Annotated in this window: 12 protein-coding genes and 2 tRNA genes; 8 read left to right on the top strand and 6 right to left on the bottom strand. The window is 69.6% G+C overall.

The window, feature by feature from the left end:
* Positions 1-48: 48 nt before the first annotated feature.
* The gene (locus ACFWRO_RS32525) at positions 49-699 is read right to left on the bottom strand and encodes a DUF4360 domain-containing protein (protein ID WP_384516789.1); all 651 of its coding nucleotides are present in this window, start codon (positions 697-699) and stop codon (positions 49-51) included.
* A 705-nt stretch (positions 700-1,404) separates the two neighbouring features.
* Here ACFWRO_RS32525 and ACFWRO_RS32530 point away from each other — a divergent pair.
* The 4 genes from ACFWRO_RS32530 to ACFWRO_RS32545 all read left to right on the top strand — a co-directional run bounded on the left by ACFWRO_RS32530 (position 1,405) and on the right by ACFWRO_RS32545 (position 3,201).
* On the top strand, positions 1,405-2,064 hold the full coding sequence (locus tag ACFWRO_RS32530; protein ID WP_384516791.1) for a DUF4232 domain-containing protein: 660 nt from the start codon (positions 1,405-1,407) through the stop codon (positions 2,062-2,064).
* Between the two features lie 197 nt (positions 2,065-2,261).
* Positions 2,262-2,582, top strand: a complete 321-nt coding sequence (locus tag ACFWRO_RS32535) for a hypothetical protein (RefSeq protein WP_384516794.1) — start codon at positions 2,262-2,264, stop codon at positions 2,580-2,582.
* Between the two features lie 286 nt (positions 2,583-2,868).
* Entirely contained in the window at positions 2,869-3,069 is a 201-nt protein-coding gene (locus ACFWRO_RS32540; protein ID WP_384516796.1) for a cold-shock protein, read from the top strand.
* A gap of 58 nt (positions 3,070-3,127) precedes the next feature.
* Positions 3,128-3,201: transfer RNA gene (locus ACFWRO_RS32545), tRNA-Met, on the top strand.
* 87 nt (positions 3,202-3,288) lie between these two features.
* Here ACFWRO_RS32545 and ACFWRO_RS32550 read toward each other — a convergent pair.
* Both ACFWRO_RS32550 and ACFWRO_RS32555 read right to left on the bottom strand, forming a co-directional pair.
* Entirely contained in the window at positions 3,289-3,816 is a 528-nt protein-coding gene (locus tag ACFWRO_RS32550) for a transglycosylase SLT domain-containing protein (protein WP_384516798.1), read from the bottom strand.
* Positions 3,817-4,742: 926 nt separating this feature from the next.
* On the bottom strand, positions 4,743-5,897 hold the full coding sequence (locus tag ACFWRO_RS32555; RefSeq protein WP_384516801.1) for a hypothetical protein: 1,155 nt from the start codon (positions 5,895-5,897) through the stop codon (positions 4,743-4,745).
* Between the two features lie 473 nt (positions 5,898-6,370).
* Here ACFWRO_RS32555 and ACFWRO_RS32560 point away from each other — a divergent pair, with 473 nt between their 5' ends.
* The 3 genes from ACFWRO_RS32560 to ACFWRO_RS32570 all read left to right on the top strand — a co-directional run bounded on the left by ACFWRO_RS32560 (position 6,371) and on the right by ACFWRO_RS32570 (position 8,511).
* The gene (locus tag ACFWRO_RS32560) at positions 6,371-7,099 is read left to right on the top strand and encodes a hypothetical protein (protein ID WP_384516804.1); all 729 of its coding nucleotides are present in this window, start codon (positions 6,371-6,373) and stop codon (positions 7,097-7,099) included.
* 209 nt (positions 7,100-7,308) lie between these two features.
* Positions 7,309-7,449, top strand: a complete 141-nt coding sequence (locus tag ACFWRO_RS32565; protein WP_384516807.1) for a hypothetical protein — start codon at positions 7,309-7,311, stop codon at positions 7,447-7,449.
* 78 nt (positions 7,450-7,527) lie between these two features.
* The gene (locus ACFWRO_RS32570) at positions 7,528-8,511 is read left to right on the top strand and encodes a competence protein CoiA family protein (protein ID WP_384516810.1); all 984 of its coding nucleotides are present in this window, start codon (positions 7,528-7,530) and stop codon (positions 8,509-8,511) included.
* 258 nt (positions 8,512-8,769) lie between these two features.
* On the opposite strand, the gene ACFWRO_RS32575 is transcribed toward ACFWRO_RS32570, so the two are convergent.
* The 3 genes from ACFWRO_RS32575 to ACFWRO_RS32585 all read right to left on the bottom strand — a co-directional run bounded on the left by ACFWRO_RS32575 (position 8,770) and on the right by ACFWRO_RS32585 (position 12,284).
* Positions 8,770-8,887 (bottom strand) — tRNA-OTHER (locus tag ACFWRO_RS32575).
* 959 nt (positions 8,888-9,846) lie between these two features.
* On the bottom strand, positions 9,847-11,142 hold the full coding sequence (locus tag ACFWRO_RS32580; protein WP_384516813.1) for an MDR family MFS transporter: 1,296 nt from the start codon (positions 11,140-11,142) through the stop codon (positions 9,847-9,849).
* Entirely contained in the window at positions 11,142-12,284 is a 1,143-nt protein-coding gene (locus ACFWRO_RS32585; protein WP_384516816.1) for a PLP-dependent cysteine synthase family protein, read from the bottom strand. Before ACFWRO_RS32585 ends, ACFWRO_RS32580 begins: the two co-directional genes overlap by 1 nt.
* A gap of 285 nt (positions 12,285-12,569) precedes the next feature.
* Between ACFWRO_RS32585 and ACFWRO_RS32590 the strand changes: the two genes are divergently transcribed.
* Positions 12,570-12,719: a hypothetical protein gene (locus ACFWRO_RS32590; RefSeq protein ID WP_384516819.1), complete on the top strand. Its 150-nt coding sequence runs from the start codon at positions 12,570-12,572 to the stop codon at positions 12,717-12,719.
* The last annotated feature ends 624 nt before the right edge of the window (positions 12,720-13,343 follow it).

Below are 13,343 nucleotides of genomic sequence, written 5' to 3' on the forward strand. Positions count from 1 at the left end.
TGCCCGCCCGGGGCCCACGGTGTGAGCTCAGCTATCGGCGTGCTGCTGCTACTTCCTGGGGCATTCCTTCCATGCGAGGTGGTAGACGGTGTTGATGTCGCCGTCGGTGGAGTCCATGGTCATGTAGCTGGTGGTGGCCGGGTTGGAGGTGCCGGCGTTCACCCGGAGCTCGGTGTTGATGTTGAAGTTCCGCTGCACACCGCAGGGCGCCCACACCAGTTGTGCCCAGTCGGTGGTGTCGGTGGCCTGCCAGTTGTCCTCGTACGGACCTCGGAAGGTGTGTGTCCGCGAGGCGGTGTTCGGCGAGCCCTGGAAGTAGTACGAGGCCTTCTCGGTGCTGCTCGCGCCGGGTTGGAGCGAGGCGTAGCCGCGGTAGTCGGCGCTGGCGATGGCGTAGGTGAAGCCCTGGGGAACGTGCACCAGGAGGTTGAGCTGGCAGTTTCTGCGGGCGGCGGTGGGGGAGGAGTTGCCGCCCGCCTGCGCGAGGTAGTCGCTGTAGGTCACGGTGAAGGCGGTGTTGTCCTCGGACACGGCGATGGCGGCGGTGCCCAGGGGGCAGCCGGAGCCGTTGACCGTCGCGATGTCGATGACGATCCTGTCCGGGGGCGGGTCGGTGATCGACGACGGGCCTGCCTGCGCGGGCAGGGCGGAGGCGAACAGAGCGGTGATCGCTCCGCTCACCAGCAGCGGGACTCGCATGGTTCTCCCATCCAGTGCTTCTTGGTGCCGGGCGAGCGCGGGCGCAGGGGTGCGCCCGGTCGCGGGGCTGGGGGGTGCGGCGCGCGCCGCAGGGGCGGGCGGCCGTCACGGACCTGGTGCGGTGGCTCCGGGGCGCTGGCAGTTCGGGCAGGGGTGGTGCGATCGGCAACAGTTGAAGCATCATGTACATGCCAGACGTGTTCCCTGGGCGCCCCACCGGTGCGGGCGGGGGTGCTCGAATGCTAGAAGCCCGCGCACGAAAGGGCAGGGCGGACCCCAGCCAACAAACACCCCCAGAACACCCTCACTTTTGGCGCGGAAAGGCGGGTCCCACCGCTGACACCCGCCTCTTTCGGGTGAGCGGGAGGTCGTAGACAGCCATGAGGGCGGCGTCCTGCTGTGCCAGGTGATGTACCACCCTGGTCGCCGAGGCGCGCTGCCGCGCACGGCGCGCCGGTGTACCAGCGGCCGCTCGCATGGGCCGACCGAGGGCCGCCGGCCAGTGGGGACGACGGCACGGCACGGCTTGGGGGCAGGGCAGGGCAGGGCAGGGCGCCGGGTGCTGACTTTGCGGGAGTCGTCAGGAACCCATGGGACGAACCGTGGTGGATTCGGCAAGGCACTGTCACCGAACCGTGAAGCGCCCGCGCGAACCTGGTGTCCACCACAGCACAGTTCGAGCGCCACCATCGGGGGAGTACCGCCATGAGTACCGTTCGCAGAGCCGCCGCCGCCCTCCTCGCCGTGTCCGCACTGACCCTGACCGCCTGCGGCCCCTCCGAGGACGGCGCCGCGGGCGGGACCGACGTGCCGACGACGGCGACTCCCGCCTCCCCGCCGCAGCCCGCCAAACCGTCTGCGCCCGCCAAGCCGTCGGGACCCGCGAACCCGTCTGCGCCCGCCAAGCCGACCACACCCTCCAAGCCGGTCCCGCCGACGGTCGATCCGGACTACGACGTCTTTCCCTGCAGCACCTACGACGTGACGTTCACCGCGAGCCGCGCTGAGCCCACGACCAGCAGCTACCTGTTGAAGATCACCAACAAGTCCGGCAAGCCGTGCCGGGTGCTCGGCCACCCCGTCGTGACCTTCGGTGACCTGGATGGGCAGGCGACGGAGCGCGGCCCGGCCCCCGGTATCGAGGAGGCCATCCGGCTCGCACCGGGTCAGTCCGCCTACGCCGGTCTCATGGGCGGCCTGAAGGACGCCGAGAGCGAGACGGTCTCCTCGATCGCGATGACCATGAACACCGAGTCCGACCTGGAGCAGCTGCCGCTCAAGGCTTCCACGCCCGGGCTGAACGTGTCCGACGACAACTCAGTCACCGCGTGGATGGACAACGCCGAGGACGCACTCAGCCTGTAGTTAGGTGCCCACCCAGGCGCCTCCGCCATGCGGTGGAGGCGAGCGCGGGTGGGTTCCTTGCCGGTTGCTTGCGCGGCGACGGTGTGGGCCGCTCTCGCGGGGCGGGTTCGTCGGCCGCCGTGGACTTCCGGCAACCTACGTCGTTGCCTCGGCGTCCCATTCCATGACGGACGGTTGCCGATCATCAGGGAGAGCGCATGGCGAACAAGGCGCAGACGACGGACGCGGCGAGCGAGAAGGACCGCGAGAAGTGGATGGCGCGTTTCCAGGTACGGCTGGCCATGCAGCCGGGCGTCGACCGGGCAGTCGTGCTCCAGGCGGTCAAGGAGGTAACGGCGCACTGTGCGGAGACGGGAGAACACCCGCGGACCGCCTTCGGCGACCCGGACGCCCACGCCGTGCAGGTCGCCGCGCGGCTGGTGCCGGCGGACCGGGCGGCGCGCGAGAGCCGGCGCAACACGGGGGTGGACACGCTCGACTCCGTGCTGAAGAGGGCCAGGGACATCGCCGGTCTGTGACCGGTCGAAGCGTCTGGCAGGTGCCGTACAGCGTGCTCAGGCACGGAACACACCTGCTCGTCGTTCCCCACCCTGGAAATACCCGGATCGCCACGCTCGGGTGGGTTCCACGGTGCCGGTGTCGACACCGCCCACGGTGCGCCCGCGGAACCTCACGTGCATCGGGACGGTGATCGAATAAGGGGGACGCGGGCGGGGTAGAACGGACGCCGGGTGGCTTCCCACAGGGGAACGTCCCCCGCCTTACTCCGGCCGGCGCCCCCGGCACGTTCGAAGGACACACAGCATGGCCAGTGGCATCGTGAAGTGGTTCAACGCCGAGAAGGGCTTCGGGTTCATCGCCCAGGAAGGCGGCCCGGACGTGTTCGCCCACTACTCCAACATCACGGGCGACGGGTACCGGGAGCTGGTCGAGGGTGAGACGGTCACCTTCGACGTGACGCAGGGCCAGAAGGGCCCCCAGGCCGAGAACATCGTCCGCGGCTGACCTGACGGGGAACCGTGTGCGACCCCGCGCGATCCACTGTGTAGAGTGGACTTACCGACGCGGGGTGGAGCAGCTCGGTAGCTCGCTGGGCTCATAACCCAGAGGTCGCAGGTTCAAATCCTGTCCCCGCTACGAATGCAAGGGGCCCGGCATAGCCGGGCCCCTTGTCGCGTTCCGCGACACGGCTGCCAGAGCCAGGAGCTGCCTGGGAACGGGCGATCAGTAGGCGGAGTCGACCTTGTCGATGGAGCCGTACTTGTCGGCCGCGTAGTTGGCGGCCGCCGTGATGTTCGCGACCGGGTCGGTCAGGTCATGCGGGGTGCCGGCGACGTGGTAGGCGTCGAAGGTCGGCTGGATGACCTGGAGCAGGCCCTTCGACGGCGTGCCGTTCTGCGCGTTCACGTCCCAGTTGTTCTGGGCGTTCGGGTTGCCGGAGGACTCACGCATGATGTTGCGGTGCAGGCCCTCGTAGCTGCCGGGGATCTGCTCGGACTTCATGATGTCCAACGCTTCCTTGATCCAGCCGTCGAGGTTGTCGGCGTACTGCTTCTTCGCCTTCTTGGCCGCCGGAGCATCCGCCGCTGACACCTGGGACGCCGAGACGTTCGCCGACACCGGGGCTGCCTGAGCGGGCGACGGGATCAGCGTGAGCGCCGCCGCTGCGGCACCCGCGGTGGCCATGCCTGCGACGGACAGCTTGCGGAATCGGGCGAGGCGGCTGGTGGTGTTCTGCGTGGGGGCGGTCATACGCGAGTAACTCTCCATCTGACGACGACGTGGGGATGCCGACCGAATGCGGTGGCGGCGGAAGCGCAGCAGCGCTCCGCGAGGTGGCTGGGGCCGTCGAGCGAACGTGCTCTGCTGTCCGACCCCGCACCGGGATCCCCGGAACGACAGCCATGGTTAGGGGCGCTCGGCGCCAAGCGCAAGGATGTGACGTACTACCCCACTGCATAGCAAATGCCTGAAATGGCCTGTCGCGATCCACCTGGGCACGGGATCGCGGGACGCCCGCGTACTACCTCCCTTAGGACGTGACGTGGCTCCTGTGCGGGGCATCACAGCCACGGCTCCTGCCCGGACGACTACGTCACTCACCGGTCGATCCGACTCACGCTCCGTACGCGACCGGGGCGCCGCCCTCGCGCGCCTTGACGGACCGCTCGATGTTCCTCGTAGCCGCCCGGACCTTCGAGCCCGCACACGCCGACTTCGCCGAGGCTGTGGCCCTCCTCTATCGGGACCCCTGCTGAAGAACCGCTGCTCGTAGCGCGTGGCGCCAGTGCCGATTCTCTTGAGGCGGTTGATCCCGCACTCGACCGCATGGCGCTCGCGGTAGTCGGCCGCACGGCACACCGTGGAGTCGATGCTCAGGTCCCACGTGATTGCACCTGCTCCGTCGACCAGGCCTGGAGCCGGCTAAGGATCCGGTGCCAGGTGCCGTCCCGCTGTCATCGGCGGAACAGGTCGCAAACCCGGCCCCACGGCCCGCACCGCGGGCACGTCCCGCCACGGCACAGCGGTCCGGACTCGACACCGTATGCCGTCGATCAGCTGCTGCCGAGGCCGGGCCGGCGGCCGCCCAGCTTTCGTGCCCTACGGCAACAACGGCTCCAGCACCGCCCTAAAACCAAAGGCCATCCATCGCTCAAGATCCACTCTCGATGCACGGCCTAGCGGTCAGGCTTGCGGAAGAGGGCGAGCGACTTCGTGAGGGTTTTCAGCGGTGAGGTGCCCTGCTCGGCCCTAGCCGGTGCGGGTGTCCTGGGTGTGTTGTTGCCGCTGGCGGCTTCGGCGAGCGCGGCGTGTGCCGACTCGGCCGCCTCACGGTAGAGGTCGCAGGATGCCGTCATGGCCTTGAGTGCTTCGGCGTACCAGGTGACCATGGCCCGTGCGTGGACGAGTTCCTCGTCGGGGTTGAGCAGGTGCCAGCCTTGGCGTAGTCGTGTCAGAACCTGTTCGGCGCCGGTCGGCAGCGGTCGTGGCAGCGAGGCGAACTCCACGATCTTTTCCAGGAGTCCGGACGGCTCGGTACCGTCGAGGAAGACGTTGCCTACCGTGAAGCGTTCCGCGTCGTAGCCCAGGGTCTGCGGTGCGGGGGGCAGGACGACGGCCCCGCCGCGCGGTAGCCCCACACCCAGCTCACGCTTCATCGCGAAGTCGGCGATCAGCGCCTGCTCCGGCGTGGCCCGGTGCTCGATCACTTGGTGCTTGAGGCTCGGTGGCAAAAATGCCGTGACCGGCCGCCGCCCCAGCGCGTCCGGCGTCATCGCCTCGTGCACCACGACATGGATGAACCAGCTCTGCCGGGCGCAGTCCCGCAGCAGGCGCCGCAACTCGCCATCGTCCTTGGGCAGGTAGTTCGTCGTTCGCAGACGCCCGCCCGGCACCCTGTCGTGATCCCAGGCGACCTGGTCGCTGTCGGGCCAGAACACGGTAGCGGGTGAAGGCCAGCTCGCCTCCCACGCCCGCTCCGCCTCGGCGACCAGCACCCAGGCGACCTCGCTCTCGCTGTCGCTGCGGCGGGACTCAGGCTCATAGGTCGTCAGCTGAGCGCGCACCGTGACATCGCCCTTGACGCGCCAACGTGCCTCGAACAGGCGGCGGGCCGAGGGGCCAGGGTCGGCGGACTCGTCCCGGGGGAACAGATCGGTCGAGCGGGCCGCCTCGACGGGGTCGAGGTCGAGGAAGTCGTCGATCACTCTGGCCGCCTTGAGAGCGAGCAGATTGCGTCGGACGTCACGCTCGGCCTCGGGACCGAGGTGACGCCCACGTCCGAGCCATGTGGTACCGGGGACAGTGGTCGATGAAGAGCTGCTCTTGGCCATGGAACCGTCCAGTGGGTGATCGGGGCTCGACCAGTATGGTCCGCGGCCCGAGCGGCAGAGTCCACCACCCCGGACCGGCCCGGCGGGACACGCTTCCTGGTGTGAGCTCCCATTGATGTCGGCCAGAGCCCGTCACATGCCGTGTCTTGGGACCCCATAGCGAGACCCAACCCCCTACGCGTGCTGCGAGGGAACCGGCACGCTGCCCGGACGTCGTCGACGAGGACGGCGAGCACCTGATACTCGGGCATATCGAAGATCGCGCAGTTGACCGCCCAGCCCTGCGCCTGTCCGACCGGGCAGGTTGCGACGTGCGGCACCGGGTCGCCAAGCGCCCCGAGTAAATCCGTTGGCACCGGCAGCCGTCAGACGACAAGACTGCACTGGTGAACCCCCCGCCGCCGTTGCCCGGCCCGCTCCCTCTGCCAGTACAGGACCCGCGTGCCCGCGACGTCGCTCTCGACTTTGCGGGCATGCACACCTTGGTTGCCGACCTGGTTCTGCCCAGCGACGCGTCGATGTACGTCATGAGCGCGCTGGAAACGGCCCGCGAGCTCATCCGACACTCCTACTACCGGTACGAGTTCGCCACCGTCGCCGTCACGCATTCCCTGTTCGCCCTGGAGCACCTCCTTGCCGAGCGTCTGGCCGTCAACGAACCACTCCAGAAACTCATCGAGCGGGCCACCGATGCAGGGCTCATCGCGGCCGAACTCGCCACGGAACTCGACCGCAGCCGACTACTGCGCGACAAACTCACGCAGGGCACCGTCACAAGTGCCTCCCTCGGCCCGGCCGGGGCCATCGACATGGTGCGTGCCGTCTTCGATGCCGTTTCCCTACTCCTTCGCCCAGCAACTGAGGTAGAAGCGGCAGTGGTCGACAGGAGCGGAGGCCAGCCTGAAGACCTACTCGCCCGGCTGTGGGAGGAACACCGGCGCGCGCTGTACCCCGAGAGCTTCCGCGGCGTCGACATTGAGGGCGTGGAGCTGATCCTCCTGGACGCCGACGTCGCCGGCCTCGTCCTGAGAGAGCTGAACGGCGGGCTCGACGACAGTGGCATCGCCATCCTCTGGGCGTGCATCGCCGACCTCGACAAGATCGCGCCCCTGATCAACTCGGAGTACTGCGCTTCCTACTTCGCGAAACTTCGGACCATGGCCCAACTCGTAGCAGCACGCTACATTCCCACCGCGACCTGACCGGCGGAGTCGTGCGCAACGCTGCGCGCAAGCCGATCTGACCGCGTCGGGCTCGTGACATGGCAGCGAGCGGCCGCTGTTGGGTAGGAGCAGCTCACCGGCGTTCGGCGGTGGCGGCAGCTTGTCAGCACACGCTGCGCTCTCAGTCCGCGCTGAGCGGTCTGAAGATCCCTTCCGCTCGCCGGCCATGCTGTCGTATCGTCCAAGACATGGACTCGGCCGTCATCTTCGAGCACCTGGCGCTCGGCGCTGGGTGCTCCGCGCACATGACCCTGGAGGCGCCCGCCTGCGGCCATCAGCGCGGTCTCGTCTCGGCGGTATCGACGACAGCCTGGACGCGGCATCCATGAAGTAGCGGCTCGACACGGGGACCAGGGCCGCCCCGGCTGCGGCGGCCTGGGCGGCCTCGCCATGCGGGGGAGGGCACGGTGCAGGACGACTTACTTGTGGTCGGCTTCGACCTGGAGACTCGGCGAGAGGTGCACATCGCCGAGGGGCCGCCTGAGCTGTGGAAGCGGCTCGGGTACGGCGGCACGGGCCGGCTGGTGTGCTTCTACTGCTTCCACGGGTTCGAGGCCCCGATGGGGACCCGGGTGCCGCTGGTGACGCGCGGGCGGTTGGGCGGGAAGGTCCGTCGGCACTTCGCGCACCCGCCCGGCCAGGCTCCGGACGGCGGCCACGGCCCCGAGACGGTCTGGCACATCACGACCAAGCACACGCTGGCGGCGTGGGCACGGTCGAGGCCTGGGGTTGCCAGGGTACGGCTGGAGCAGTGGACGCCGGACCGTGACCGGCGGGCCGACGTCGAGGTGTTGCTGGAGGACGGTACGAAGATCGCGCTGGAGGCGCAGCGCAAGCTGATGACCGATGACGGCTGGAGGCAGCGTCACCGCGACTACGTCCGCCAAGGCGTGGTCGACGTCTGGTTCTGGCGGCCGCGGGTGCATTTCCCGCACATCGTGCTCGACGAGGGCCTACCGGTGTGGTTCTACTCCGTCTCTCAGCGGCAGGCGGCGACATCGCTGGGCCGCCCGCACCGGCAGGTGGGCGAGTGGTGGAAGGTGCCTGACCTGTCGATGTACGGGCTCCACCATCCACCGTGCGCGCTGGACGAGCTGGAAAGGGTGACGATGCCCCTCGACTCGCTGGGCCTGGCGTCGCACGGTGCGGTGCTGCCGGAGGACGTGCACAAGCGGATGCTCGACTCTCAGAAGAAGGCGCGGGAGGCACAGCAGCGCCGGGACGCAGTGGCCCGGCACGCTCAGGCCGTCCGCGCGGCCCATGAGCGGGCGTCCCGGGCGCCTGCCCCCGCGCCCCCGCCCCGGGTCTCTGCGGACACCCTGGTGTGCGAGGCGTGCCGCCGGCCGCTCGACCCTCTCCTGACGAAGGCTCGCCGCCACATCCTGTGCTGACACACCATTAGGCGAGCGGGCCGAGCACCTGGTCGTCGCGGGGGACGGAGTGCGCGTACGTCTCGGTTCACTCGTGCTGCCACCCCAGGCGCCCAGCATCCCGTCCGGCGTAGGCCATGGCGTCCGGCGGTCACCCGCACCCTGGCGGATCGAGTGCCGTGCGGGCCGGTCCGCGATTCTTCGCAGGTATGTGGACCGGCCATCGAAAGGCGCGATGCAGAGCATGAATACGTGCGGCCGGCATGTTGCGTTCGGCTGCGGCGCCGGCGGGATTCGAACCCGCGGACGAGGAGGGGCATGCCCGCCCGATCCCCATCAGTCGACGTGAGGGGGCATCGCTCACGCCGATCGCATTGGGCCGCTCTGCCACGGCTCCGCAACCTGCGGGGACTGCGCAGTCCCGCTCCGCTCAGAGTAGAGAGAGCCTGCCCGGCAGGACGAGTCCTTTTACTGATGCCCCGGGCCCCGGGCCCCGGGCCCCGGACCCCGGACCCCGGGCCGGCGGTGGCCGGCCCGCTAGCCACGTACCGTCGTCGTCGCGACCGGCCCCTGTTCGGACGCGCCGGCGGGCCAGGCGCCGGCGGACGCTCGACGTTGTGGCGGTCACTTCGGCAAGCACCTTGGCGCTCTCGTAGCCGATCCCGGCGACGGCGTTGGCGCCGGTGGGCCCCAGGGTCGGCTGCACCGTGGCTGAGTGCGGCGCGGTCCGGCACGGGGCCGCCGTAGGGGGCCGTCGGTGCGACCGGTGCGACCGGGGTTGCTGGGGGAGCGGGCCTCGGGCCGCAGCGCGCCCACATGAGCTGTGCCCAGTAGGGGTGTCGGTGGCATGCCACTTGTCCCGCGAGCCGGTTCCAGAACGCGTCGTGGGGCGAGCGCAGCCAGTCCGTCCAGAACGGCGCGATCCGGCCCCGCGATCAGCACGGCCGGTCCCCTCGCGCTGAGTTGGCCCACCGGCCCTGGTCTGATGGCCGCGCGCGAACCACTGCCGCGAGTCGGAACGTTCGCTCCTGCGGCGTACAGCATCGGCAGCGCGCCATCGCCGTCGCCGTCGTTCTGCGTGAGAAGCCTTCTGCGCAGGGTTGGAACGTGCTCAAGAGAACGCACGTAGCGCCCACAGCACACGTCATGCACTGTGGCCTCTGGCCTGTCTCGGGGCGGCGCAGGATTCCATGGTGCAGCCAGCATTCGAGCTGACCAGTGGCGTACTGGAAGAAGTCGCACGGTGGCCCGTGCCTTCCGCCCAGGGACGGTCGTCGAGGTTCATTCCCGAATGTGTGCACGGCGGTACGGGGGCGGGCGCTTCGTGGGCGCCCGCCCCCTGCCGCGGGTGTCAGGTCAGACGGTCAGAGGCTCCGGGCGGGCATCTGACGGGGGTTCGGCCAGTCGGCCGGTGCGGTGCAGCACGTACAAGGCGGCGGTGCACACCAGGCCGAGCGCGGTGAGCGCCAGCCAGGGGAGCGCGGACAGACCGGCTTTCCGTGCGGCGTCGAGAGCCGCTCCGATCAGCAGGTTGCCCAAGGTGATGCCGACTCCGCAGACGGTGTTGTAGAGGCCGTAGTGCGTGGCCACGAGGCGGTCCCCCGAGAGTCGGACGATCGTGTCCATCTCGAAGGGGTACGCGATCATCGTGCCCATGGCGAGGAGCAGTGCCGCGAGCGTCGGCGCCACGGAGGCCAGCAGCCACAGGCTGATGCCTCCGCCCGGTACGGGAACCGCGGAGGCGACGAGCAGGGGCACGAACCCGATGCCCATCGTGAGCAGACCCCAGGTGAGAGCCCGCCCCGGCTCCATGCGGGACTTGCACCAGGCGGTCACCTTCGTCTGGAGGAGGATTGTGCTCAGCCCGGACACGGCGAAGAGGACGGCGACCGCCGCCGTGCCGAACGTGCCCTCACCGCCGAGACGTCGGACCTCCAGGGGAAGCGCCAGGTAGACCTGGAAGGACATGACGTACGAGCCGATCATGGCCATGGAGAAGAGGAGGAACGGGCGGTTGGCGAGAATGCCGCGCCACTCGGCCAGCACGGTCTGTCCCTCCCTCCCCTTCGTCTCCTTGGCCCGGCGCGCCGGAAGGGCGCGGATCTGCACCACGCTCAGCACGGCGAAGATGCCCGCCGCGACCAGGCACGTGACGCGGAAGTCGACCCCGGTCAGCACCATGCCTACCAGGGGCCCGAGCAGGATGCCGGCTTGGTAGAAGACGTTGAACAGGGCGAACGCCTCCACTCTGCGCTCACCCGAATCCGCGGCGAGGTAGGCGCGGGTGGCCGGGTTGAACAGCGCGCCGGCCAGACCGGTCGCCGCTGAGGCGGCGATCAGCGCGGGCACGGACTCCACCAGTCCCAGGGTCGCGAAGCCGGCGGTGCGCAGGGCGAGACCGGCGATGATCATCGGCTTGTAGCCGAGCCGGTCCGCGAGCGTGCCGCCGACCAGGAACATGCCCTGCTGGCTGAAGTTGCGTACACCGAGGATGAGTCCGACCAGCCAGCCGGCGAGCCCGAGGGGGCCTGCGAGGTGGGCAGCGAGATAGGGCATCAGCATGTAGAAGCCGAGGTTGATGGTGAACTGATTCACCATCAGCAGGCGCACGCTGCGTTCGTACGAACGGAAATCGGAGAGAGTGCCCTTCATCAGGCCCGCTCCTCCGCGGCGTCCGTGACCTCGGAGTCGGCGACGTCGTCGGCTGCCGGGTCCTCATCGGTGAGGGTGAGGGGGTCGACGACGGTGGTGCACCGCGTCCAGCGGGTGACCTCCTTCTCGTCCAGGCTGCCGATGACGTCGGGCTCGTGCGCGGGCGGGCCGTCGAGGAGGCCGTGGGCGGCGCAGTAGTCGTCGTCGTACACGGTGCTGAGGTAGCGCTGCGGTCCGTCGGGGAAGATCGCGGCGATCCGGGTCTCCTTGGGCAGAGCGCGGGAGAGCCAGCCCGCGACCAGGGCTACGGCGCCGACGCTCCAACCGCCGGTCGCGTAGTGGGAGGTCGCGAGCTGACGGCAGCTCCACACCGCCTCACTCGGGGCCACCCAGTGCACCTCGCTGAACTGGTCGTACGCGACGTTGCGCGGGTAGATGCTCGAACCGAGGCCGCGCATCAGCCGGGTGCGGGCGGGCTGGCCGAAGATCGTGGAGCCGATGGTGTCGACGCCGACCAGGGTCAGGTCCGGGTAGAGCTGGCGCAGGACACGGGAGACTCCGGCCGAGTGCCCGCCGGTCCCCACGCTGCACACCAGGACGTCGATGTGGCCGAGTTCGGTGGCGAGTTCGAGGGCGAGCGGTGTGTACGCGGTGGTGTTGTCCGGGTTGTTGTACTGGTCCGGGCACCAGGAGCTGGGGTGCTGTGCGAGGAGCTGGGTGACCCGGTCCCGGCGGGCCTGCTGCCAGCCGCCGGTGGGGTGCGGCTCGGAGACCACGTTGACCTGGGCTCCGTACGCGGTCAGCAGTCGCGTCATGGACATCTCGAGGCCCGGGTCGGTGACCAGGGTGACGGGGTGTCCGAAGACCATGCCGGCGAGGGCGAGGCCGAGCCCGAGCGTTCCGCTGGTGGACTCGATGATCCGGGCGCCGGGGCGCAGGTCGCCACGGGCGCGGGCCCGCTCGACCATGTGGAGGCCAGGGCGGTCCTTGATGCCGCCGGGGTTGAAGCCCTCCAGCTTGGCCCAGAAGCCGCGGCCCGCCGGGGCGAGCGGCTCCGAGACGTGGAGGAGAGGAGTGTTGCCGACCAGCCCGGACAGGGCGGAGCGGGTCGGAGGTGTGACGTCGGTGGTCGAGGAGTGCATGTTCCGCTCTCATGTCAGTGGTGCGCGTCGAGTACTCGTTCGGGAGACGGCCGCGTCGTGCGCGGCCGGGAGCCGAACGGTCTAGATGCGCCACCGACAGATGCGGATCTGCGTCGAGCGGCCTGGTCGGGCCGTCGCCGCTCGGTCGCCGGGCGGGTTCCGGACCTGGGCTGCCGGCGCGATCGGGGTGTCGCCGAAGGGCGCGGGGAGCGCGATGACATCGGGCACGTGCCGCGTCCCGAGGTGGGTCAGGGATGAGAAGCCCGGCGAAGAACAGTCGGCGCCGTGGTTGTGGTGCCGGTGCTGCGGGGGCCGGTCTTCCGCGCGCTCGGCATCGAGGCTGAGCGCCGCGGTGGCGACGGCACCACTGTCTACGGAGTGGTGGTGCCCGGCTTCCCCGAGAGGCGCGAAGCAGAGGAACGCCGACAGCAGTAGAGCGCCGATCACAGTGGCGAACAACGGCGTGTTGGGATGGCGAGGCACAGTTCCTCCGGGTGGGGCCGTACCGTCTCGGCCCCATGTCGGTGGAGGGAGCGGTACCCGCGAGAGTCAGGGCATGGGGCAGAACGCGCCGCTCGGCTCGCCGCCCGGGGGCGCGGTCGCGCGGGGCAGCGGGGAGTGGGCGGCGGGGCGTTCTACACCTGAAGGATTGTCGAGGCTCTCGGGGCGGTCGACGGCGTTGCGCGCGCCTCGACCGCATGGGTGTTGGTCCGGATGGAAGGCACTGCAAAGCAAGGCGCATCGGGCTGTCGCGAGGAGCACGGCGTATTGGGTGCCAGTTTTCCCTCCGACGGCCTTGGCGTGCATTCGTGTGCCGGGTGCGCCGGACCGTGGTCGCCGGAGATTCGCTCAATGCTGTGGGAAGCGCTGGTCGTCGCGGGTGACGCAACAACCGCGGCCCTGTCCACGTCCACTCCGTGCCCGGCCATCAGGCCGAACAGGAGCGCGGCCAGGCCGAGTAGACGTCGCAACCCCGCTGAAGAGCGGTGGTGCGGCGCACGCGAGCGCGACCGGGCTGTAATCACGCCGTGATCTTAACCATCTCTTCGGGGTGGTTCG

It is taken from the genome of Streptomyces sp. NPDC058579, from assembly GCF_042718575.1.
Taxonomy (GTDB): Bacteria; Actinomycetota; Actinomycetes; order Streptomycetales; family Streptomycetaceae; genus Streptomyces.

Bases quoted from the DNA above. Each gene is read 5' to 3' on its own strand.
- ACFWRO_RS32585 (WP_384516816.1), bottom strand. From the start codon at position 12,284: ATGCACTCCTCGACCACCGACGTCACACCTCCGACCCGCTCCGCCCTG.
- ACFWRO_RS32580 (WP_384516813.1), bottom strand. From the start codon at position 11,142: ATGAAGGGCACTCTCTCCGATTTCCGTTCGTACGAACGCAGCGTGCGC.
- ACFWRO_RS32525 (WP_384516789.1), bottom strand. From the start codon at position 699: ATGCGAGTCCCGCTGCTGGTGAGCGGAGCGATCACCGCTCTGTTCGCC.
- ACFWRO_RS32555 (WP_384516801.1), bottom strand. From the start codon at position 5,897: ATGGCCAAGAGCAGCTCTTCATCGACCACTGTCCCCGGTACCACATGG.
- ACFWRO_RS32550 (WP_384516798.1), bottom strand. From the start codon at position 3,816: ATGACCGCCCCCACGCAGAACACCACCAGCCGCCTCGCCCGATTCCGC.
- ACFWRO_RS32565 (WP_384516807.1), top strand. From the start codon at position 7,309: ATGGACTCGGCCGTCATCTTCGAGCACCTGGCGCTCGGCGCTGGGTGC.
- ACFWRO_RS32530 (WP_384516791.1), top strand. From the start codon at position 1,405: ATGAGTACCGTTCGCAGAGCCGCCGCCGCCCTCCTCGCCGTGTCCGCA.
- ACFWRO_RS32540 (WP_384516796.1), top strand. From the start codon at position 2,869: ATGGCCAGTGGCATCGTGAAGTGGTTCAACGCCGAGAAGGGCTTCGGG.
- ACFWRO_RS32560 (WP_384516804.1), top strand. From the start codon at position 6,371: ATGCACACCTTGGTTGCCGACCTGGTTCTGCCCAGCGACGCGTCGATG.
- ACFWRO_RS32535 (WP_384516794.1), top strand. From the start codon at position 2,262: ATGGCGAACAAGGCGCAGACGACGGACGCGGCGAGCGAGAAGGACCGC.